Source organism: Acuticoccus mangrovi, assembly GCF_016411865.1.
GTDB lineage: Bacteria > Pseudomonadota > Alphaproteobacteria > Rhizobiales > Amorphaceae > Acuticoccus > Acuticoccus mangrovi.
The window spans coordinates 1-22317 of record NZ_JAEKJA010000020.1 but is presented as its reverse complement, the minus strand read 5'-3'; the positions used below and the strand labels follow the sequence as shown (position 1 = coordinate 22317).

15 protein-coding genes are annotated in these 22317 nt (G+C 70.1%); 9 read left to right on the top strand and 6 right to left on the bottom strand.

Features of this window, described 5'->3' with window-relative positions:
- The first annotated feature begins 227 nt into the window (after positions 1 to 227).
- The 3 genes from gyrB (at position 228) to JCR33_RS18470 (ending at position 3973) form a co-directional block, all read left to right on the top strand.
- The gene (gene gyrB, locus JCR33_RS18480; RefSeq protein WP_198883606.1) at positions 228 to 2654 is read left to right on the top strand and encodes a DNA topoisomerase (ATP-hydrolyzing) subunit B; all 2427 of its coding nucleotides are present in this window, start codon (positions 228 to 230) and stop codon (positions 2652 to 2654) included.
- Positions 2655 to 2788: 134 nt separating this feature from the next.
- Positions 2789 to 3436: a BA14K family protein gene (locus JCR33_RS18475; RefSeq protein ID WP_211110407.1), complete on the top strand. Its 648-nt coding sequence runs from the start codon at positions 2789 to 2791 to the stop codon at positions 3434 to 3436.
- A 216-nt stretch (positions 3437 to 3652) separates the two neighbouring features.
- Positions 3653 to 3973 carry an ArsR/SmtB family transcription factor gene (locus JCR33_RS18470; RefSeq protein ID WP_198883604.1) on the top strand — a complete coding sequence of 107 codons (321 nt, stop codon included), beginning with the start codon at positions 3653 to 3655 and terminating at the stop codon, positions 3971 to 3973.
- A 523-nt stretch (positions 3974 to 4496) separates the two neighbouring features.
- Here JCR33_RS18470 and JCR33_RS18465 read toward each other — a convergent pair.
- The 3 genes from JCR33_RS18465 to bcsA form a co-directional block, all read right to left on the bottom strand.
- On the bottom strand, positions 4497 to 7283 hold the full coding sequence (locus JCR33_RS18465) for a tetratricopeptide repeat protein (RefSeq protein WP_198883603.1): 2787 nt from the start codon (positions 7281 to 7283) through the stop codon (positions 4497 to 4499).
- A 211-nt stretch (positions 7284 to 7494) separates the two neighbouring features.
- Positions 7495 to 10275, bottom strand: coding sequence for a cellulose biosynthesis cyclic di-GMP-binding regulatory protein BcsB (locus JCR33_RS18460; protein WP_198883602.1), 2781 nt, complete (start codon positions 10273 to 10275; stop codon positions 7495 to 7497).
- An 11-nt stretch (positions 10276 to 10286) separates the two neighbouring features.
- Positions 10287 to 12620: a UDP-forming cellulose synthase catalytic subunit gene (gene bcsA / locus JCR33_RS18455; protein ID WP_198883601.1), complete on the bottom strand. Its 2334-nt coding sequence runs from the start codon at positions 12618 to 12620 to the stop codon at positions 10287 to 10289.
- Positions 12621 to 13180: 560 nt separating this feature from the next.
- On the opposite strand from bcsA, the gene bcsN reads away from it, so the two are divergent.
- The gene (gene bcsN / locus JCR33_RS18450) at positions 13181 to 14269 is read left to right on the top strand and encodes a cellulose biosynthesis protein BcsN (RefSeq protein ID WP_198883600.1); all 1089 of its coding nucleotides are present in this window, start codon (positions 13181 to 13183) and stop codon (positions 14267 to 14269) included.
- A gap of 165 nt (positions 14270 to 14434) precedes the next feature.
- Here the strand turns inward: bcsN and JCR33_RS18445 are convergent, their stop codons facing one another.
- The 3 genes from JCR33_RS18445 to JCR33_RS18435 form a co-directional block, all read right to left on the bottom strand.
- The gene (locus JCR33_RS18445) at positions 14435 to 14881 is read right to left on the bottom strand and encodes an acyl-CoA thioesterase (RefSeq protein ID WP_198883599.1); all 447 of its coding nucleotides are present in this window, start codon (positions 14879 to 14881) and stop codon (positions 14435 to 14437) included.
- 178 nt (positions 14882 to 15059) lie between these two features.
- Positions 15060 to 16016 (bottom strand): hypothetical protein, encoded by a 957-nt coding sequence (locus tag JCR33_RS18440; RefSeq protein ID WP_198883598.1) that lies wholly within the window; start codon positions 16014 to 16016, stop codon positions 15060 to 15062.
- A gap of 212 nt (positions 16017 to 16228) precedes the next feature.
- Positions 16229 to 16858 (bottom strand): DUF6101 family protein, encoded by a 630-nt coding sequence (locus JCR33_RS18435; RefSeq protein ID WP_198883597.1) that lies wholly within the window; start codon positions 16856 to 16858, stop codon positions 16229 to 16231.
- A gap of 199 nt (positions 16859 to 17057) precedes the next feature.
- Here JCR33_RS18435 and JCR33_RS18430 point away from each other — a divergent pair, with 199 nt between their 5' ends.
- The 5 genes from JCR33_RS18430 to lpxK all read left to right on the top strand — a co-directional run bounded on the left by JCR33_RS18430 (position 17058) and on the right by lpxK (position 22278).
- Complete coding sequence (locus JCR33_RS18430; RefSeq protein ID WP_198883596.1) at positions 17058 to 18419, top strand: TldD/PmbA family protein; 1362 nt, start codon at positions 17058 to 17060, stop codon at positions 18417 to 18419.
- Positions 18409 to 19200, top strand: coding sequence for an inositol monophosphatase family protein (locus JCR33_RS18425; protein ID WP_198883595.1), 792 nt, complete (start codon positions 18409 to 18411; stop codon positions 19198 to 19200). Before JCR33_RS18430 ends, JCR33_RS18425 begins: the two co-directional genes overlap by 11 nt.
- A 119-nt stretch (positions 19201 to 19319) precedes the next feature.
- Positions 19320 to 19556, top strand: a complete 237-nt coding sequence (locus tag JCR33_RS18420) for a DUF4170 domain-containing protein (RefSeq protein WP_198883594.1) — start codon at positions 19320 to 19322, stop codon at positions 19554 to 19556.
- Positions 19553 to 21271, top strand: a complete 1719-nt coding sequence (locus JCR33_RS18415; RefSeq protein ID WP_198883593.1) for a 3-deoxy-D-manno-octulosonic acid transferase — start codon at positions 19553 to 19555, stop codon at positions 21269 to 21271. Before JCR33_RS18420 ends, JCR33_RS18415 begins: the two co-directional genes overlap by 4 nt.
- Positions 21268 to 22278 (top strand): tetraacyldisaccharide 4'-kinase, encoded by a 1011-nt coding sequence (lpxK, locus tag JCR33_RS18410; protein ID WP_198883592.1) that lies wholly within the window; start codon positions 21268 to 21270, stop codon positions 22276 to 22278. The genes JCR33_RS18415 and lpxK overlap by 4 nt, the downstream gene beginning before the upstream one ends.
- Positions 22279 to 22317 lie beyond the last annotated feature (39 nt).

Sequence of the window (22317 nt, the reverse complement as noted above, 5' to 3'; positions counted from 1 at the left end):
GAGTGCGCCGCCAGGCCGACTGAGGAGAGTGCGCCGCCAGGTCGACTGAGGAGCGCGCGCCGCCAGGCCGACCGAGGTGGGCGCGCCGCGTCACGCCACTGTCGCAAGCCTGTTGGCGGCTGTGGCCGGCGCTTTGTAAAGCGCACATCACCCCTATATATAGAGTGTCTATCGCGGCCGCTCGCGCCGCCTATTATGATGCTTCCGCGACAACGATTCGGATACTGATGCAAGGCGAACCCCAGCCCCTGGCGGACGACTACGGTGCAGGCTCGATCAAGGTCCTCAAGGGCCTCGATGCGGTCCGCAAGCGCCCCGGCATGTATATCGGCGACACCGACGACGGCTCAGGCCTCCACCACATGGTGTACGAGGTGGTCGACAACGCCATCGACGAGGCGCTCGCCGGCTACAACGACGCCGTCACCGTCGTCCTCAATGCGGACGGCTCGGTGACCGTGTCGGACAACGGCCGCGGCATTCCCACCGACCTCCACCCCGAGGAGGGCGTGTCGGCGGCCGAGGTGATCATGACGCAGCTCCACGCCGGCGGGAAGTTCGACCAGAACTCCTACAAGGTGTCGGGCGGGCTCCACGGCGTCGGCGTCTCGGTGGTGAACGCCCTCTCTTCCGAGCTCGACCTCACCATCTGGCGCGCCGGGCGCAAGCATTTCATGCGCTTCCGCCATGGCGTCGCCGAGGAGCCGCTGGCGGAGGTGGGCGACGCCGCCGGCCGCTCCGGGACCGACGTGCGCTTCATGCCGTCGACGGAGACGTTCACCCACATCGACTTCGACTTCGGCACCCTGGAACGGCGGCTGCGCGAGCTCGCCTTCCTCAATTCCGGCGTCACCATCCGCCTGATCGACGATCGGGGCGTGGAGCGGCGCGAGGAGACGATGCTGTACGACGGCGGCCTCGAGGCCTTCGTGAAGTATCTCGACCGGGCGAAGTCGCCGCTGTTCGCCAAGCCCATCACCTTCGCCGACGAGCGCGACGGGGTGACGGTGGAGGTCGCCATGTGGTGGAACGACAGCTACCACGAGCACGTCCTCTGCTTCACCAACAACATCCCCCAGCGCGACGGCGGCACCCACCTCGCCGGCTTCCGTGCGGCACTGACGCGGCAGATCACCGGCTACGCCGACCAGAGCGGCTCCTCGCGCAAGGAAAAGGTCACGCCGACGGGCGACGACTGCCGCGAGGGTCTCACCTGCGTCCTCTCGGTGAAGGTACCGGACCCGAAATTCTCCTCCCAGACCAAGGACAAGCTCGTGTCGTCTGAGGTGCGCCCGGTGGTCGAGGGGCTCGTGAACGCGGGCCTCGGCACCTGGCTCGAGGAGCACCCCGCCGAAGCCAAGATCATCGTCTCGAAGGTGGTGGAGGCGGCCTCGGCGCGTGAGGCGGCGCGCCGCGCACGCGAGCTGACGCGGCGTAAGGGCGCGCTCGACATCGCCTCGCTGCCCGGTAAGCTCGCCGACTGTCAGGAGCGCGACCCGTCGAAGGCCGAGCTCTTCCTCGTCGAGGGCGACTCGGCCGGTGGCTCGGCCAAGCAGGGCCGCCACCGCGCCAACCAGGCCGTGCTTCCGTTGCGCGGCAAGATCCTCAACGTGGAGCGCGCGCGGTTCGACCGCATGCTGTCGTCGAACGAAATCGGCACGCTGATCACCGCGCTCGGCACCGGCATCGGCAAGGACGAGTTCCAGCCCGACAAGCTGCGCTACCACAAGATCATCATCATGACCGACGCGGACGTCGATGGCGCCCACATCCGCACGCTGCTCCTCACCTTCTTCTATCGGCAGATGCCGGAGCTGATCGAGCGCGGTCATCTCTATATCGCCCAGCCGCCGCTCTATAAGGTCCGCCGTGGCCAGTCCGAGCAGTATCTCCACGACGACGCCGCGCTCGAGGACTATCTCACCGCCTCCGGGCTGGAGGACACCGCGCTGACCCTCGCCTCCGGGGAGGTTCTGGTCGGCCAGGACCTCGCCGACGTGACCATGCGGGCGCGTCAGGTGGCGGGCATCCTCGACGGGATGCACACGCGCTACAACCGCACGGTGGTTGAGCAGGCGGCGATCGCCGGCGCCTTCGATCCGGAAAAGCTCGCCTCGCCGGAGGGGGCCTCCGAGGTGGCCGCGACGGTGGCCGCCCGGCTCGACGCCATCGCCGAGGACTTCGAGAAGGGCTGGGTCGGCAGCGTGACCGACGACGGCGGCCTCGCCTTCGAGCGCACGGTGCGCGGCGTCAAGGAATATGCTCTGGTCGACGGGGCGCTGCTCGCCTCGTCCGACGCCAAGCGTCTCGCGGCGCTGTCGGAGCACTTGACGGAGACCTATGGCGGCCAGGCCATGCTGCGGCGCAAGGACAAGGACGTGGTGATTCACGGCCCCCGGGCGCTGGCGAGCAACGTGTTCGCCGCCGGCCGGCGCGGTCTCACGATCCAGCGCTACAAGGGCCTCGGCGAGATGAACGCCGATCAGCTCTGGGAGACGACCCTCGATCCGAACGCCCGGACGCTGCTGCAGGTGCGGATTTCGGAGGCGGACGACGCCGATTCGGTGTTCACCCGCCTGATGGGCGACGCGGTGGACCCGCGGCGCGAGTTCATTCAGGACAACGCGCTGCAGGTCGCCAATCTGGACGTCTAGCGTCATCGTCTCTTTGGAACCCTTTGAAACTTTTCTCCATTGGTTCAACGCCAGTTCAGCCGCAGCACCTATATTGGGTGAGACGGTGGCCGCGGTGGGATGCCCGCGGCCCGACAATGGAGGAGGTACGTTCCATGATGTTCATCCGAATTCGCCGCGCCGGAGCGTGGGCGTCGCTCGCTGCGGCGCTGGCGTTCGTGGCTCCGGCGGGGGGAGCCATGGCGGCGACGCACGGTCAGCCGACGGCTCTGACGATCACCCCGGAACTGGCGCAGACGACGGCGAACGCGTCGACGTCGACCGGGGTCGAGCTGATCCAGGTGGCCCAGAACAACGACGCCAAACGCCGCAAGGTGCAGCGGCAGAAGAATGCCAATCGCCGTCAGGTGAACCGGCAAAAGAACGTCAACCGTCGGCAGGTGAACCGGCAGCAGAACGTCAATCGGCGTCAGGTGAACCGGCACCAGAATGCCAACCGCCGCTATGTCCGCCGGCACCGCTACAACAACCGCTGGTACTATTATGACGGCAACCGGTGGTACGACGACAGCGGCGCCTACGTCGCGGCAGGCTTGATCGGGCTGGCGACCGGCGCGCTGATCGGCTCCGCCATGTCCAACAGCGGTCAGACCGTCGTCGTGGACGAGCCGGCCTACGGCGTGCCCGCGCCCTACACGGCAGAGTGGTATCGTCAGTGCGACCTGAAGTACAATTCGTTCCGCGCCAGCGACGGTACGTTCCTCGGCTACGACGGCGTGCGCCATCGCTGCCGCCTGCCCTGAGATCCTTCGGGATCACCCCATACCGTCACGGATGCGTGAGGAAGCCGGCCTTCGGGCCGGCTTTCTCATATCGGCATTAAACCGCGTCATAACTCGACCACATTCTTAAATCAGCTTAGACGAATTCAAGCGGTAGGCTACTTCTTATGGTTGCATTTCCGGATTAGGCATCGTAAAACGTGTCTCATTCAACCATTGCTTGAGGAGCGAGTTGAAATGGCGCATAGCGAACTCCTGGCTGTCTTTGCGGCGCTGTCGGACGACACGCGGCTTGCGATCGTCAATCGCCTCTTGCAGGACGGTGAGCTGCCGGTTGGTGCCATCGCTGCCCCCTTCAGTGTCACGCCGCCTGCAATCTCCCGTCACCTGCGCGTGTTGGAAACCGCGGGTCTTGTGGAGCGTCGGATCGATCGTCAGCGGCGTATGATCCGCGTCCGCCCCGAAGCGCTCGACGTCATCAGCGAATGGCTGGGCGAGCAGTCGGGCATCATCGCGGGTCACGCGATGGACAAAGGGCCGATGGCGATCCACGCCTGAGACCGGCCTCCGAGCACAGTCGCGCCGCCGAGGGCGACGCACGACCACACGTAGAGTAATGTTTCATCGGATGCGTCGACCGACGGGCTCCGCGACGTGGACGTCGCGACCGGGGTCGACACGGATCCGCCGGCGACCCGAAACGCGTCGGGCCGCCCTCGGGATCGGCGGTTCGGCCGCCGACGACATCGTGACCGGTGCGTTCGGCCGTGCCGACACCGCCGAAGCAGAACCGCGCGAGCGGCATCGGCTGTCGGGCCATCGACGGTGGCCTTGCGACAGGCCGAGCGCGTCGCGGAACATCCAACAGACGAACGCCGGGTGGCCGAGGCCGGCCGGCGGCAGGAGTGGCGTCGGTATTGCCGCGTCGATCGAGATGAACCTGCGAGGACGCCGGCATGGCTGCATCGGGGCTCGTCGCCGCGGAGTTTCCGTCGCCTCGTCGCACCGCAATGCAAAAGGGCCAGGCGCGCGGCCTGGCCCTTGGTGGTGACGTTGCGTCGGTGGTGCCGCCGGCCGGGGATCAGCGGAAGCCGTTCCCCGGTGTGGTGCGAAGCGGCGCCGGATAGTTGCGTTCGGCGATTACGTTCATCGCGCGTAGCGACTGGCTGGTGGGTCCCGCCTTGTTCACCGCCTTGAAGATCCGCTCCGCGGAGCGATAGTCGCCGGCGTTGTAGTAGGCGAAGCCCTGCAGGATCATCAGGTCCTTCTGCAGCGGAGCGATGCGCGAGCGCTGATCGAGATAGTAGAGCGCCTCGACGTAGCGACCGTCGCGGTTGGCGGCGATGGCCCGCTGGGTGAGGATGCCGATCTGCACCTCGGTGCGGCGGGGGCGTGACATCGGCGCCTGGGTCGCGGCGATCGCTGCCTCCGAGGTGAGGTTGGAGGCGATCGAGGCGAGGGTCTCGCCGTAGGCCGCGTCCGACATGCTGGCGCTGCCGTAGCGCGAGCGCAACCGGGCGAGCTGGAAGGCCTGCGCCGCCTCGACGGGGCGTTTCAGCTGGAGGAGGCAGAAGCCGCGCGCGCTCGCCTCCGCGGCGCTCAAGGTGCCGGCACGGATCGAGTTGTCGGTCGCCGACACGCAGGCGCTGTAGTTGCCGCTTCCGAGAGCGGCCTGGGCCGACGCCGCGCTGCGCACCCGGCGCCGCACGGTGCGCGGCCGGTTGACGATGTCGTGCACGTCGTCGTCGACGGTGCGGCGGCGGGTGACGGTGCCCTGACGCACGCGCCGCGTCACGGTGCTGCCGCCGGTGTTGGTGGCCCGGTTCGCGCCGGTCACCACCGTCGTGCGCCGCTCGATCGGCCGCACGGGCTGCCCAGAACGCGTCGTCACCGTGGGTCGCACGGTGGTGGTCGTCGTGGTGGTGGTGGTCGCCGGTCCCGGCTGCTGCAGCGACGGCGTCGGCGATGGTGGGGGAAGCAGGTTGCTCGTGTCCGGCACCGACGTGTCGATGCCGGGCGGCGGTGGGAGCATGGTGGCCTGGATCCGGTGGAGGAGGCTCTTGGGCCGCTCAGCCGGCTTCGGCTGGATCACCACCGAACGGCGGGGGGTCGCCGGGCGCACCGAATCGGCCGGGCGCGAGGTGAGGGCCCGCACCGTCATCGGCGTGGAGGTGAGCGACCCCGCCTCGGTGTAGCTCACCGGATCGAGCTCGGACTGCTGCTGCTCCACGAAGAACTGGCGCAGCCGCTCCCGCTCCTTGGGATCGCAGATCACCGAGCTGAGGCCGATCTGGCTGGTCGGGTCGTCCTCGGCCTTCGTGGGGGGCGCCGGCGCGGTGGAGCCGGCGGAGCGCAGCTGCGCCACCGAGCGGTAGAGCGGACCCCACTCGTCGACCACCTCGTCGAAGCCGTCCTGGTCGCCGAGGCGCAGCCGGGCGAGAGCGAGGCCGTAGATGGCCGATTCCGTCGGCACCCAGTTCGCCGAGGTGATGAACCACTCCTCCGCGATGATGAACTGGCAGGTGTTGAAGGCGTACCAGCCGAGCGCCTGGGCGCCGTTCGGATCGCGCTGCTGGATCACGACGGGCACGAAGCGGTCCACCGAGGCCTGTTCGACGTCGAAGATCGACGGCTCGCTGGTAGCATCGGCGGTGAGCACCGTCGCCATCGCGTCGAGATAGGACTCCATCAGCTCCGGCGTCTGCTCGCGCCACTGGTAGGCGACCTCGCGGGCGAGGAACTCGTCCTCGCGGTCGCCGATGGCACGCAGCGCCACGATGTAGCCCTCGGCCGCGTCGCTACCGAGCCCGTTGTCGAGGGCGAAGCGGAACCACTGGGCCGCCTCCTGCGGCGCGCCGTGACGATAGAGGTAGAAGCCCACCAGCATCGCGTCCTGCAGGTTCTCGCCGGTGCGGGCGTGGTCGGCGAGCAGCTCGAGCCACTCGTCCGGCGCCGTCTGCTGGGCGTCCTGGCCGCCGCGCGCCACGACACCGCGGATGATGTCGAGGCGGGCGTTGAGGAACTCGTTCTGGCCCGTCTCGTCGGTGGCGCCGAGATTGAAGAGGTCGGTCACGTAGCTCGCGTCGAGCGTGTCGGCCGCCTTCTGGAGGCTGGAGGCGCGGGCCTGCTGCTGATCCTTGCAGGTGTTGATGATGTAGGCGTAGGCGTCGTAGGCGCGCTTCGGCCGGCCGGTCTCGGCGAACGCCTCGGCCACGGCCCAGATCGAGGCCGGATCGTCGCAGGTGAGGATGCGCTCGTTGTCTTCGGCGATCCGCAGCACTTCGGAGTTGTTGCCCGCCTCGTTCGCGGCGCGAAGCCGGGCGCGGGCGTCGGCGAGCTCCAGAAGGTCGGTCAGGCGCACCGGCGGCGTCCACGACGGGTCGCGCTGGCGCCGCTCGGCGATCGCCTCGCGCGCCTCGTCGTAGCGCTGCTCGCCGACGAGATCGTAGATGCGTTGCAGCTCGGTGTCCTCGCCTTGCGGGTCGAGGAGATCGCGAGGCGGTTGCCAGCCGGGATAGAGGGCGCGCAGCCGCCGCAGCTCCGCCTCGAGCCGGTCGACCGCCCCCTCGCGCGCAAAGTAGCGCAGCGCGGCACGGTCCGCTTCGGACGGCACGGAGAGGTCGTTGGACACCGTCGACTGGGGCGCCTCCTGGGCGTCGGCCCGGCCGAGGAGGTGACCGGTGATCCGGCTCCATGGTCCGATGTCGAGCACGAAGCCGATGAGCAGGGCCGCCGCCACGCCCAGCACCACCGGGCGAAGCGGCGGAGCGATCCGGATGGGAAGCTTGCGTGCCTTGGTCTCGGCCCGGGCGATGACGCGCCGGGCTCGATCCTCGACCGAAGTCCGGGTCCGCGGACGGAGGGCCATCGGCGGCTTGATGTCATGTGTGTCGATCAGGTGCTTCACCATACGCCCCTTAACGAAGACGACCCGTGGTTGATGGTTCGCCGCCGCGAAGACGACATCCGATCCGGTAGAATCGCCGTCAAAAACGATGAAGGAATACGGTTAACGAATTGTAAGTCCTCCGGCGTTGCGGCGGGGGGCCCACAGGGCCGGAGGGTCTGCCGCGGAACCACTAGTCGTTGTGCCGGCCGAGCGGGGTGATCAGCGCCCAGGTGACGATACCGAGCACCAGCGCCATGATCACGAGCGCCACGGCGTAGACGCCGTTGTTGATCGAGAACCAGTTGGCCGCGATCAATCGGAGATTGGTGAACGACAGCGGCACCGTGGCGAGGTAGCTCACCTGGTCCGCCGGCACGACCTGCACGCTGTTGTTCTCGAGGTCGTAGGCGGACATGCGGCCACCGATTCGCGTCCAGATCTCGGACGACGTGACGGCGGCCATCGACGTCGACAAGAGTCCGGCCGTCGGAGCGGTGATGAGCGTCCAGGCCGCGTCCGAATTGTTGGGCGAGGCGGCCTGCGCGATGATCAGCGAGGCGCCCTCCGACAGCACCGGGGCGGCGAACTCGTCCTCTTCCTCGCCGAAATTGAGGTCGAGATTGATGTTGATCGAATCACGCAGGGAGCGGAACGCGTCGTTGATGAGCCGCGTCAGACCCTGCTGCTGGGACAATTCCTCGAACCAGCGCTCGCGGGTGCGCTGCGTCTCGTTGCGCTGATCGAGGGAGCGTTCGCGGTCGGTGCGGTCGGTGAGCTCGGCGGCGCTGGAGCGGTCGAGCCGCACCTCCTCCTGGCGGAGCTGCTGGCGCAGGCGGCGCAGCACGTCGTCGTAGCGCTCGAGGCCCGCAGGTTCCGCCGGGCTGGCGCCGGTGGTGCCCGGCTGCAGCCAGGTCGCCGGCACCACGTTCGCCGCCCCCGTGGTGTCGAGGGTGAGGTTGGAGGTGTCCTGCAGCGGGGCGACCACGATCACCCCCGTGTCGCCGAACGGGGCCACCTCCTCGATGACGTTGGTCGGGAAGGAGGCGCCGCGGCTCACCGCCACGCGGGAGATGAGGGTGCCGGCCGCGCCCACCGTGTCGGGCGCCTCACCGCCGACGCGCACCCGCACCGGCTCGGAGGAGAGCTGATAGGGGAAGCCGTTGGTGGTGAACGAGGCGAGATTGGGAAGCTGGCCGATGCGCGCGAAGTTGGGGAAGACGAGGCGCGTGGAGGAGAACAGCGCGAAGCGGTCGCGCGCCGGCACGGTGCCGCCGGGCAAGCACGCCTGATCGGCGGCGGTGTTGAGCTCGACGACGATCTCGATGTTGTTGATGCCCGGGCGGAAGTTCTGCATCACCAGGACGATCGGGAACTTTTCGAACACCTCGCCGCTCGACGAGGTGAAGCTGATCGCCGTCGACAGCACGCCGTTGACGAGCACGGTGAGGCGGCTGCCGGGCTGCACGTCCGCCGAGTAGGCGGCGTCGAGCAGGAGGCGGGCCTCGCCGTAGGCCGCGGCGTAGAAGTCCGGCGGCAGAGTGACCTGGAAGTTGGTGCTGAAGCGGCGGCCGGAGAAGTTGATGGTCTCCACCCCCGCCTGCCGCAGCGTCACGGTGGCGGCGCCGTTGATGCGCACCGAATCGGGCACCAGCCAGGGCGGCGTCGCGGCGATCGAGCTTTGCGGCTGGTCGGGCAGGGCGGGCGCGTCGAAGCGGGTGAGGGCGGCATCGACGTCCCGCTCGGAGGGGCCGGTGATGACGACGGTGGCGCCGATCCCGGGCGGATCGATCAGCGTGGTGATGGGGCCGACCGAGCCCTCGCGCGGAATGTCCGGCGACACCGTGCGGATGACGTCGTAGGGGCCGATCACGATGTTGAGGACGCCCGGCGCCGGGTCGAGGGTGGCGTTGGTGTCGACCACCTCCACCAGCGGCTGGGCGAAGCGGCCGCGCAGCGAGGCGGCCTGAACGGCGCGCAGCATGCGGTCGATGTTGCCGGTGGCGGTGCCCTGGCGTTGGACGACGCGCAAGCGGGTGGCGCCGTTGGTGCCGACGCCGACGGCCGGCAGATCGTTGAGGCCGGACAGCGGGATGCGGCCGCCGGTGAAGGAGAAGCCGGTGAGGCGGGTGTCGATGCGCGTCCACAGCTCGTAGGTGGCGTCGAGCGAGCAGTCGATGCGGTGGCGCATCTCCGCCTCGAGGCGGATGGCGTTCTCGCCCGGCCGCAGGAGCTCCGAGGAGACCGGCAGCGCGATCACCTTCGTCCGGTCCGGGCTGTCGATGGCGGTCTGGGCGATCTGGCGGCCGTTGAGGAAGACGCGCAGGCGCGAGGCTTCGGGCAGCACCAGCACCGAGTTGGTGAAGGCGATCGACAGCGTGCCGCCCCGCGCCGCCTCGGAGGCGGAGAGGAACACGGTCCAGGAGCGGAAGTCGATCTCACCGTCGAGCCGCAGCGTGCGATAGGGGACGATGGGCCGGTCGACGACCGAATCGACCCACGTCTGATCGTTCTCCACGTTGACGCGCAGCTCGCGCACCGTGCCCGCGTCCTGCTTCAGGAGGCGGGTGAGGTCGCGCCGCTGGTCTTCGCTGATGGCGTCGATCGGGACCACCGCGGTGGGCTCGCGGCCTCTGGCGAGCGGCGAGGTGGTGGTGGAGGGGCGGAAGAATTCCTGCTCCTCCTCCGGCAGCTCCACCACGGGCGAGCGACCGTCCTCGTTGATGTCGAACGGCGCCGGCGTGGTGGCGACCGCAGCCGGCACGTTGGTGCGGGTCTGCGGGTTGTCGGGCGAGACGACGGTCGCCTCGTCCTCGGCGATGCGCTGCTGGGTGACGGGCGAGCTCGGCTGCTCGGCGGCGGAGCTGCGGATCGAGAAGGGACTCTGTGCGAGCGCCGGTGTGGCGAAGGCGAGGGCCGCGGCGACGGTGAGGGCGAGACCGGCGGAAGAGTGGGCACGCATGTGGGCACGCATGGGCGGGGTCCTCAGCGATCGGGCCGTGGGTTGGCGGAACGGGCCACCGGGGCTCCGTGGAGAGCCGCCGTCGCACCGGCGCCGGAGGTGACCACGGCGTTGGGGTCGGCGCCGACGAAGGCTGGGCGCCGGCTTTGAGCCTGGGCCTGGGGCACGCTGGCGGGCGACGCGGCCGGCGCGTCGCCCCCGCGCTGACCACGCGGGGCGGCGGTGGTGAAGAGGTAGGAGAGGCCGCGCACCATCTGGAACACCGCCAGCGAGATGAACTCGACGATGCCGCGGAAGGCGCCGATGTCCTTTCGGCGGGAGGCCTGGAAGCGAACCCACTCGTCGGAGTTCGCGAACACGAGGTCGGCGACGAGCTCGTACTGGCGCGGATCGACCACGGTGAACTCCGAGCCGAGGGCGGCGCCGCCCTCGTCGCGCACCACCGAGCGCACCGTCAGCGGCAGCTCGTTCGAGGCGAGCGGCGCCATCGGCTGGAAGCGCATGATGATCTGCTCGCCCGGCTTGATCTGCCGCAGCACGTTGCCGGGCACCAGGATGCGCGCGCCGGTGATCGACACGTCGTCGATCTTCGCCGGGATGACGCGGTCGCCGTAGATGATCTCGGCGGGCCGGTCGATCGACACGCGCTGCGACGTGCGCAGCTGGCGCCGCTCGGCCACCACGCCCAGCGCGGCACCCATGAGCAGGATGTTGAAGAGGTTCCAGCCGCCGACCACCATCGCGATGTCCGCCGCGAAGGGCTGGAACACCAGGCGGTAGATGGTGGCGACCACGCCGGCCGCGAGGATGAAGAAAATCACGTAGAACGGGCCGCCGAGTTCGGAGATTCGCGAGCGCCGGTTGGTCTCGCCCTTGGTCGTCACCTTGAAGCTCGGTCGCTTCGGGTTGAGCACCACCGCGCCCAGCGCGCGGATGAGGTAGACCGATTGGATCGTCTCATAGAGCTCGGAGATGAATGGCCACCGCACCCGGCTCCAGATGTAGTTCTGCAACAGGATGTTCACCAGAATGTAGGTGATCGTATAGGCTGCGAATTCGGCGCCCGAGGCGTCGAAGATCGACAGACCGAAGAAGAGATAGAACAGCGGCGAGAACAGGAAGGTCAGACGGGCGAATGGGAACAGCCAGTAGAACATCGACGAGAGGTAGCAAATCCGCTGCGCCAGGCTGAGGCCGCCCTTGAAGAGCGGGTTCTTCAGCAGCAGGATCTGCGTCATGCCCTGCGCCCAGCGGGACCGCTGGCCGATGAAGTTGGCGAACGTCTCCGGCTGCAGGCCGGCGATCATCGGCCGGTCCACGTAGGCGGAGTTCCATCCCTGGGCGTGCAGGCCGAGCGAGGTCTCGCAGTCCTCGGTGATGGAGGTGCCGGCGAAGCCGCTGACCTCTTCGAGGGCCGAGCGGCGCAGCACCGCCGCCGAACCGCAGAAGAAGGTGGCGTTCCACTTGTCGAGACCCTTCTGCATGACGCCGTAGAACATCTCGTTCTCGGACGGCATGCGGTTCCAGGTTTCGAGATTGTGCTCGAGCGGGTCCGGGTTGATGAAGAAGTGCGGCGTCTGGACGAGGAAGAGCTGCGGGTCGTCGTAGAAGTAGCCGATGGTTTCCTGCAGGAAGTCGCGCGACGGGGCGTGGTCGGCGTCGAACACCACCACGAACTCGCCGGTGGAGTGGGCGAGCCCGTTGTTGAGGTTGCCGGCCTTGGCGTTGATGTTGGCCGAGCGCGTCAGGTAGTTGACGCCGAGGTCGCGGGCGAGCTGCTGCAGCTCGCGCCGGCGCTCCTGGGCGGCGGCCGCGGCGCGCGGGTCGGCGCTCTCGCAGCGCTGGTCGGTGCCGCCGTCGTCGAGCAGGAAGACGTTCATCCGGTCGGACGGGTAGTCGATCTGCTTGGCCGCCGAGAGGGTGGTCGCGAGCAGCTGGGCGTCCTCGTTGAAGGTCGGCACGAAGATGTCGACGGTGGGCTTGGGCGAATCGGGCTTCAGCGTCTTCTTCGGGCGGTTCAGCGGATCGGCGATCGCGAACATCGATAGGAAAAGCATCAGCACCGAGTACATCTCCGCCGCGTAGAGGAGGATGCCCGGAATGAAGTTCTGCAGCTCTTCGACCGGCGGGATCGTGGTGAAGGTACGCCAGTAGACGTAGCGCAACACCACGGCCGTGCCGAGGGCGAGGACGATCGCGCGGAGCATGCCTTTTCGATCGAACATCTTCAGAACGGCGATGATGATCACGATCACCATCGAGGTGATGAAGTGCGTATTGAGGCTCACCGGCTGGGTAACGAGGAAGATCACCACCGCGGTCGTGGCGAGCCACAACAGAAAGACCAGGAATCTCATCGTCTCGTCCTCACCCTGTCGCCGTCCTGACCTGCAATCGCCACGAATGGGTCATAGTAGCGCAAATGCCTTGGCCGTGACACAGCGGTGCCCTGGCCGGCGGGCAGGCCGTCCGCGGAACTGGATCGGTCACGGCCCACATTCTCTTTGGAATCTGAGAGAGTTCAGACTGCCGCCGCATGTGACTACTGGTTTCAGAGCCGGCGATCAACGGACCGTATAGCCGCAATGCAAACGCATTTGGGCCGACGGGGACCGTGCACCGATCCTCCCGGATGCTGTCGATCTGTTGGCTGACCCTCGGCAGCGGACTGTCCTCGCGACTCGGCATGACGGACGGCAATGGCATTCATGCGGCACGCCCGGCCCCGGCGTGCCGGCAGGCGCCACGTCGGGATCGGACCGACGCAGGTCGCCGGCTCGATTAACGTTAACACTGGTCAAGGTTAACAAACGCTCAAGGAATATCGACTCATCCTCTCGCCATGGCGCCGATCACGCGAATCGGTCGCCCCCCGACCGCATGGCGGGGCGTAGATCAGAATGAGAGGCCGGATGCGATGCTACTGACTTCGCGCTACGCGCACCGAGCGATCGCCGTCATGATCGCGGCCGCGGTCGGTGGCTGCGGGTATTACGACCAAGGCGGCGTCCGTACCGCGACGCTGAACACCAAGGTGGATGTCGAGAACGCGTTCATCACGCCTCCGCCCGGCGGGCCGGCGGTGATCGCCGTCCTCGAGAATCGGTACGAAAACGGTCTGGCGCAGGACATCATCCTGTCCGGCGGCGGCAACGTGTCCGGTCAGAACGTCATCTACGTGAAGGCCTACGGGCCGATGGGCCGGGATCGCGGCAACGGGACGATGAGCGACGACTACGTGTCGCTCGACAACATCCGCCGCGAGATGCGCGAGCGCTTCCCCGGCGTGAACATGCAGCCCTCGGGCCTCTACGTGCAGAACCGCTACGGCCCGTTCAGCTACGCGACGGGGCGCGGCCGCGGCACCAACTGCATCTACGCCTGGCAGCGAATCGCCGCCGATGCGGGCTTCTTCAAGTTCCAGCGCGGTGCGATCACGTGGCGCCTGCGCATGTGCGATTCGAGGAGCGACGCGCGCTCGCTGCTGCTCCTCGCCTACGGTCTGACGATCAACGGCTACTTCTTGTCGCAGCGCTGGAATCCCTACGGCGATCCGCCCGAGGCGGACCCGCGGATCGGCAAGCCGGGCGAGACCATCCTGCCCGAGCAGGTGGTGGACCCGACGGTGATCGCCCCGGTCTCCTACGCCGAGACGCCCCGCCGGACGATCTCGCGGCCTCGCCGCAGCACGACGACGGTGCGGCCGACGGTCACGACGGTGGAGCGGACGCCACTGAACGAGCCGGTGGCAGGGGCCGCCGTGGTGCCTCGGCCGGAGAACACCGATCTCTCCGAGCCGGACGTGCAGACCTCCAACCTGCCGAGCGCGGCGCCTGCGACCGCCCCGCGATACACCGTGCCGCTGCCGTCCTCCACGTCGACGACCCAGCAGCAGAGCACGGCCGTACCCACCATCGCGCCACCGCCTTCGGGCCCGAGCGTGGTGCTGCCGAGCCCGCCGAGCGTCCGCTCCCCGACGGTGCGGATCGTGGGGAGTCCGAGCTGATCGAGCTTCGCCTCGCCGGCGGTTCGCCGCGGCGAGGCGGCGAACGGCCCGCCTGCCGGGCCGCACCATCGACGGCCGCGTCCCCCTGTCAGCGGCATGCGGTCGTCAATCTGCCTCATAGACTTGCCCCGGAACGCTTCGTTCCGGGGTCTTTTCGTTCCGCTCTCAGCCCATCGCGCCGGCGAGAGCGTCGCGCATCGGGTCCGGCCACGGCGTCGGCCGCCGCGTGATTCGGTCGACGAGGACGTGGGTGAAGTGGGCGTCCGCCGCCGCTTCCGTCGTCGTCCCCGCGGGCGCTTCGAACAGCGCGACGTACCAGGTCACGCTCGACGTACCGAGGCGGGCGACCTTCATGGCGACTTCGATATTCTGTGGAAAATGCAATTCGCGGTGATAGCGGCAGCCGGTCTCCACCACCAGGGCGATGAGCGGGCCGGCGTGGATGTCGATGCCGGCGCGGGCGATCATGTAGCGGTTCACCGCCGTGTCGATGAAACCGTAGTACGCGGCGTTGTTGAGGTGGCCGTAGATGTCGTTGTCGGCCCACCGGCTGGCGATCGTCTCCGAGAGGGGGAAGTCGGATCGCCGCGTCGGGGGGAGGCGCAGGGCCATCGTTGCTCCTTGGGCCATCGCTGGCGCCGGTCGTCTGGCGGGAGGAGGGGCGGCGTCGATCGAGCGCCCCGAGGCGGGCCGGCATCATTCTGCTCAGCCGCGGCGTCGATACAAGCCGCGTTCCAGGTGGCTGCGATGGATGGGGGCGGAGCGGGGTCCGGCCGGGGCGAGGCGGAGCTCAGTCCTGCGGCGGGCGGCCGGCGAGAGCACCGGCGAGCGCGGCGAGAAGGCCGACGACCAGCGCCAGGGCGAACCCTGCCGCCGCGGCGCCCGCGAGGTGGAGGCCCGTCCGCGCCGCCTCCCGCGCTCTGTCCTTGAGGCGGGCGACCGCCGCCTGCGCCCGGGCTTCGGCCTCGCTGATTCGAGCGCGCCATCCTTCCACGATGCGCTCCGCCTCGGCAGCGCCGAGAGAGAGACGGTCGCGCAGCATCGCGCGGGCGTTCGCCAGCGCTCCCGGCGACGGTTCGCCCGGGGCGAGCAGGTCGTCGACGGTCGCGAGGGCCGCGGCCTCGGCCCCGGAATCGGTCGTCGGGTCGTTCGCGGAAGACGGCGCGAGGTCGCCGGCGGTGGAGGCGACGGGCGCGGTCGCATCGGTGGATGGGCTGCGGGCGAGCCGCGCGCGCACGAGCGCCGTCGCCTCGGAGCGGATCGTGTCGGTGACGCGGCTGCGTATGGCGCTCCCGTCGGCGGTGGGCTGCTCGCCGGCGCCGTCGGGCGGCGCCGCGCTTTCGGCGGGCGTCGCCGGGACGATGCCCAAGCGGGTGGCGAGGGCGGCGGCGGACTGGGTGGCGGCGCCGGTCGCCGCGGCGCCGACGTCGGCGAGCCCGCCGGCGGCGAGCCAGGTTCCGACGAGCGCCGCCGCGGACCAGACGAGCGCGCCGTGGAGGGCGCCGACCGTGCGCGAGCGCACGCCGGCGAGGCGCGCCGCCACGAAGCCGCCGATGAAGAGCGACAGCAGCAGGGCGAGGACCCACCACGCCGCCGTACGCAGGCCGACGTCGGCAACCGTCCGCTCCGCGTCGACGCGCAGGAGCCCGACGCCGGTGCCGGCGAGCACCAGGACCACGAGCGCCGCGAGCGCCACCAGCAGCCCGGCGAGCACGCTGCCCCAGGAGACGACGGCCTGGCCTTTCACGACGGCCTGCCGAACGACGGCGATGATCTCGATGGTCGTCCGCTCATCGTCGCCTCCTTTGTCGGCCGTGCCGGTTGGAGGCGCACTATGGCGGACGGGACCGCGGTCGGCCAGACCAGCCGGCCGACCGCGGGTTTACGCAAACCGATGCAGAGGCTCCACCCTCAACCGGGGTCCGGCGCGCCGTCTTGTGCGGTGTCGCCGTCGGTCGCTCAGTTGCGCGCGATAATCTCCCGAGCCCCCTCGATGCGGGGCATTTCGGCAAGCGGGCGCTGGGCTGCGGCCCGACGGCGCCGGGCGTAGAGTGACCGGCGCCCGACCAGCGCGGATCCCTTGCGCCGCGGCGACGGACGCTCGGCGAGCACGACGCCGAGCGCGTTCAGCTCCGCATGCACGGTGCCGTCCGCCTCGACGGCGATCAGCGGCAGCGACAACGCCTTGGCCCAAGCTTGCCACTCGCGGGCGATCGCGGCAACCTCGGTCCCCGAGGCGAGCGGCACGGAGTGGAACACGTCCTCGTGAAGCAGGGAGAGGTGGAAGACCGGCTCGCCCGCACCCCGCTCCACGATCACGGCGACACCGCGGTAGGACGTGACGGGCTTCGTCACCGCCGCATCGGCGTGGGCGCGGATCGTCACCCACTCGCGAGAGATGTCGACGGCCATTGCCGGATGGCGGTGGCCACCCACATGGAGGCGTGTCGGCAAGCTCACCGTCATCGGCTCCGACCGCGCGGCGCCGACATCGTTGGCGGCCTGCGCGACGAGGGCGGCGGCGGGCGGAGTGGCGGTCACGGGGGCAGGGGTCCGGATGGCGGCGAATTTCAGGCCAACGGCGTTCATGGGTTTGCGCTCCGCGAGACAACTCGTTCAACGCCATGACCCTACTCCCGCCCGATTTTCGCCCTCGCTAAGTGAAGCGTCCGAATCAAACCGGGGAGATTGACGACCGCTTAACCATTTTGCGGCCACCGCCGCAGAAACCCTGGCGATCGCTTCGCCGGCTTGTCTCCGCCATTCAGGATTTCTAAACCATCTCATCATGTCCAATGACGCGCCCGATCCCATCGATCTTCATAGACTGCGTGCGCTCGCCGAGCGCGCGGTCGATGCCGCCCTCGCCGCCGGCGGGCAATCCGCCGATGCCGTCGCGTTAACGTCGAGCGCGCTGTCGGCGACGGTGCGCAACGGCGTGGTGGAGGAGGCCGAGAGCGCCGAAGCCACCGATCTCGGGCTGCGCGTCTTCGTCGGCCAGCGCAGCGCGCTCGTCGGGGTGAGCCCCAAGGCCGACCTCGCCGAGGCCGCGGCGCGGGCCGTCGCGATGGCGAAGGCCGCGCCCGAGGACGAGACCCAGGGCCTCCCCGACCCGGCGCTCCTCGCCACCGCGATCGATGCCGACGCCCTCGACATCGCCGATGCCGCCCGGCCGCGGATGGACGAGCTCACCGACCGCGCCCACCGGCTTGAACACGCCATGCTCAAGGTGCCGGGCGTCACCAATTCCGGCGGCGCCTTCGCCTCGGCCACGCGGGCCGGCCGATGGCTCGCGACGAGCGGCGGCTTCTCGGCCGGCTACCTCACGAGCCGCCACGCCCATAGCGGGACCGCCGTCGCCGGCGAGGGAACGCGGATGGAGCGGGACTCCTGGTCGTCGGTGAGGCGTCACCTCGCCGACCTCGCCGACATCGCGGCGGTCGGCCGCATCGCCGCCGAGCGGGCGGTGAGGAAGATGGACGCCGAGCGGCTGACCACGCGCACCGCCACCATCGTGTTCGAGCCGCGAGCCGCATCGGGCTTCGTCGGCCACCTGCTGCAAGCGGTCAACGGGTCCGCGGTGGCGCGCGGCGCGAGCCTCCTCGCCGGCAAGCTCGGCGCCAAGGTGCTCGCCGACGGCATCACCATCCGGGACGATCCCTCTCTCGTGCGCGGCCTCGCCTCGCGCCCGTTCGACGGGGAGGGGCTCGGCTGCGGCCCGCTCGACATCGTCGCGGACGGGGTCCTCGCCGCCTACGTCCTCGACCTCGCCACGGCCCGCAAGCTCGCCCTCGATCCGAACGGCCGGGCAGGCCGGGGGACGGGCTCCCCGGCGCCGACGACGACGAACGTCACCGTTCACGGCGGAAGCGGCACGATGGAGGATCTTCTGAAGGACGCGGGGACCGGGCTGCTCGTCACCGACCTCATCGGCATGGGGGCGAACATCGTCAACGGCAGCTACAGCCGCGGGGCGGCAGGCTTCTGGTTCGAGGGCGGCGAGATCGTCCACCCGGTCTCCGAGATCACCATCGCCGGCCACCTCGCCGACATGTTCGCCCGCGCCCGCTTCGCCGACGATGCGCCGGGTCTTTACATCGTCGACGCCCCATCGGTCGCCATCGAGGGGTTGACCATCGGTGGCCGCTGACGACGTCGCGCGCGACACCGCCCTGCTCGTCGAGGCCGTCCGGACTGCCGGCACGCTGGCGCGCCGCTTTTTCGACGGCGACGTGAAGTCGTGGATGAAGGACGACGCGAGCCCCGTGTCGGAAGCGGACATCGCCGTCGATCAGCGCCTGTCGGAGATCCTGCGGGCGGCTCGGCCGGGCTACGGCTGGCTGTCGGAGGAGCTCGGCTTCGCCGGGGAGGGGATGCGCACCTTCGTGGTCGATCCCATCGACGGCACCCGCGCGTTCCTGCGCAAGGAGCGGGCCTGGTCGGTGGTCGCGGCGGTTGTGGAGCGAGGGCGACCCGTTGCCGCGGCGGTGTTCGAGCCGATGCGCGATGCCTGCTACACGGCGACCGTCGGCACCGGCGCGTTCCGCAACGGGGAGCGGCTTCACGTCTCGATGCGGACGAGCCTGGACGGCGCGCAGGTGGCGCTACCCGGGCCGCTCTACCGCGACGGAGGCTTTCGCGAGGCTGGGGTCGAGCGCTGCAAGTGGATCCCCTCTTTGGCCCTGCGGCTGGCGCGGGTGGGGGAGGGCCGGATCGACGGCTGCGTGACCAAGCAAGGCCCGCACCATTGGGACCTTGCGGCGGCCGATCTGATCGTGCACGAGGCTGGCGGAACGCTCACGACCCTGACGGGCACCGTGCTGCGCTACGACACGGATGCGACGAGCCACGGTCCGGCCGTCGCTGGGCCTCTCGGCCTGGTCGACGCCCTCCGTCGTCTCGCCGTCGCGCACGAGTCCCGCGCCGCCTGAGCCCCGCCGGTCCGCGGCGCTCCCCCCTCGCCGGTCTTCGGTGCAGCGGGACGCGACCAACGCGCGGTACGATATTCGATATCCCGGCGCAGCAAGGCGAGAGGCGACAGGCGGCTTCAATGACGGACAAACAACTTCTTCATCTGGTGATCGGCGGCGAGCTCGCCGACCTCGACGGCATCACCTTCAAGGATCTCGACAAGGTCGACGTCGTGGGCGTCTATCCCAACTACGCGGCCGCCCACAAAGCGTGGCAGGCGAAGGCGCAGCAGACGGTGGACAACGCCGAGATGCGCTATTTCATCGTCCACCTGCACCGTCTGCTCGATCCGGATGCGAACAAGCCGGGGGCATGAGCACCGAGGCCGGCCTCTGGCGCCTCTATGGCGCTGCGGGGCGGCTCGCCTCGCCGCTCGCCGCGCCCTACCTCGCGCGCCGGGCGGCGCGCGGCAAGGAAGAGGCGGCGCGGGCGGGCGAGAAGCGCGGCATCGCCTCGGCGCCGGCCTTTGACGAGGCGCCCGTCTGGCTGCACGCCGTCAGCGTCGGAGAGAGCGTCGCCGCGACGGCGCTCGCCGAGGCGCTGGTGGCGGAGGGGTGGCCGGTGGTCCTCACCACCGCGACGCCCACCGCCGCGGCCCGGGTGGCGGCGGTCACCGGACCGCGGCTCGTCCACCAATATGCCCCGCTCGACACGCCGCCCTTCCTCGCCCGCTTTCTCGACCACTGGCGGCCGCGGGCGGCGCTCTTCACCGAATCGGAAGTGTGGCCCACCACGCTCCTGACCCTCTCCCGGCGCGGCATCGCCGAGGCGCACGTCAATGCCCGCCTCTCCGACCGCTCCTTCGCCCGATGGGCCAAGCGGCCGGCGCTGGCGCATCCGCTGTTTGCCGCGATGGGCCTCGTTCTCGCCCAGTCGGAGCGGCAGGCGGAGCGGTTTGCGACGCTCGGCGCGCCCGATGTCCGGGCGGTCGGCAACATGAAGTTCGATGCCCCGCCGCCGGTGCCCGACGCGGCGCGTCTCGGCGCCCTGCGTGAGGCGACGGCGGGGCGCCCCGTGTGGCTCGCCGCGAGCACGCATCCCGGCGAGGAGGAGATGGTGCTCGCCGCCCATCGGCGGGTGTCGGCGCGCCATCCGGGGGTACTCACCATCATCGCGCCGCGCCATCCCGAGCGGGGCGACGAGGTCGCCGCGCTCGCCGCGCGCACGGCGCCCACCACCCGCATGAGCCGCGGTGAGGCACCGACCGGAGCGATCCACCTCGTTGACGAGATGGGGGCGCTCGGCACCTTCTTCGCGCTGGCGCCGGTGGTGTTTCTGGGCGGCTCGCTGGTTCCTCTCGGCGGGCACAACCCGGCCGAACCCGCGGCGCTCGACGCGGCGCTCCTCACCGGCCCCTCGCACGGCGAGATGTTCGAGCCCTTCATCGCGGCGGGCGCGGCGAGGGTGGTCGCCGACCGGACGGCGCTCGGCATCGCGGTGAGCTCGCTCCTCGCTTCCGGCGCCGAGCGAGCGGCCGTCGCCGAGCTCGCCGCGGCGACGCTCGAGGCCGAGCGCGGCGTGCTCGCCAAGGTCATGGCGGCACTCGCCCCCTTCCTCGCCGCGGCATCGGAGGGAAGGCGCCCGCAGGACGCGGCTGCGAGGAGCCCGCAGGATGGGGGGGCGGAAACCCCCGTGCCGAAAGAGCCCAGCGCCATTCCGGGCGGTGGGGAAGACGGTGCGGTCGGGTCCGTCATCACTTCCGAGACGGGCGACGATGCGGCCGTCGGCCCCGCCGACGACGTGGCGGAGGCGGTGAGCGAGGAGCCGGGCGATGCGGCTCGGGCGGCCGAAGCCACGTCTGCCGACGAGCCGCCCGCCGCCGCCGAGCCGGAGCCCGCACCAGACGACCGGCTCGAGCCGCAGGACGAGACGAAACCCGAGCCCGCGCCGGAGCGGGCACCGGAGCCCGAGCCGAAGCCCGACGATGAGGCCGAGCGAAGCGACGGGCCCGTGTCGCAGAACGAGGCGGAGGAGGTTTCGCGCCTGACGACGCCGGAAAGCCCGATCACGCCGGAAAAGGGGTCGGTGTGAAGGCGCCGGGCTTCTGGTGGCGGACAGACGCCGGGCTCGCGTCGCGGCTCCTCTCTCCGGCCGGGGCGATGGTCGGGCGCGTCGCGGCGCGGCGGATGGCGGAGGCTGCGCGCTATCGGGCACCCTGTCCCGTCATCTGCATCGGCAACCCCACGGTGGGCGGCGCGGGGAAGACGCCGGTGGCGCTCGCCGTCGCCGCGGCGCTCAAGGCGGCGGGCGCGCGGCCGGCCTTCCTCACCCGCGGCTACGGTGGTCGGCTCGCCGGACCCGTCGTGGTCGTCGGCGAGGACGCGGCCGCGGTGGGGGACGAGGCGCTGATCCTCGCGAGCGCCGCGCCGACGGTGGTGGCGCGCGACCGCGCCGCCGGCGGCCGGCTCGCCGCCACCCTCGGCGACGTGATCGTGATGGACGACGGCTTTCAGAATCCCGGCCTGGCGAAGGATTTCAGCGTGCTCGTGGTCGACCGGGCCGTCGGCGTCGGCAACGCCCGGGTGACGCCGGCCGGCCCGCTGCGCGCTCCGCTCGCTGCTCACCTCGCCCGCGCCGATGCGCTCCTCGTCGTCGATGCCGGGGAGGGCGTCGCCGCGCCGCTCGCGGGGCTCGACGGCGTGCCCGCCTACGATGCGCGGCTCGTCTCGTCCGCTCCCGTGCCGCTCGCGGGGGTGCGCGTCCTCGCCTATGCGGGGATCGGCCGGCCGCAAAAATTCTTCGCCGGGCTCGCGGCGCTCGGAGCAGAGCTCGTCGCGACGGCGCCGTTTCCCGATCACCACCCCTACCGCGACGGCGAGGCCGAGGCGCTCGTGCGGGCCGCGGTCGATGGCGGCCTGCGCCTCGTCACCACGCGCAAGGACTGGGTGCGGCTCGCGACCGGGTCGGACGCGGCGCAGCGCCTCGCCGCGGCGTCGGTCATCGCCGAGGTGCACGCCGAGCTCGACCCCGCCTTCCTCGCCCGCGTGCTGGCGGTGTGGCAGGGCGACTGCGACAAAGAGGTAGCCGCCCGCCGCTAGAGCCGGGTCAATGAACCCGCGTTCACCGAACCGTCTCCA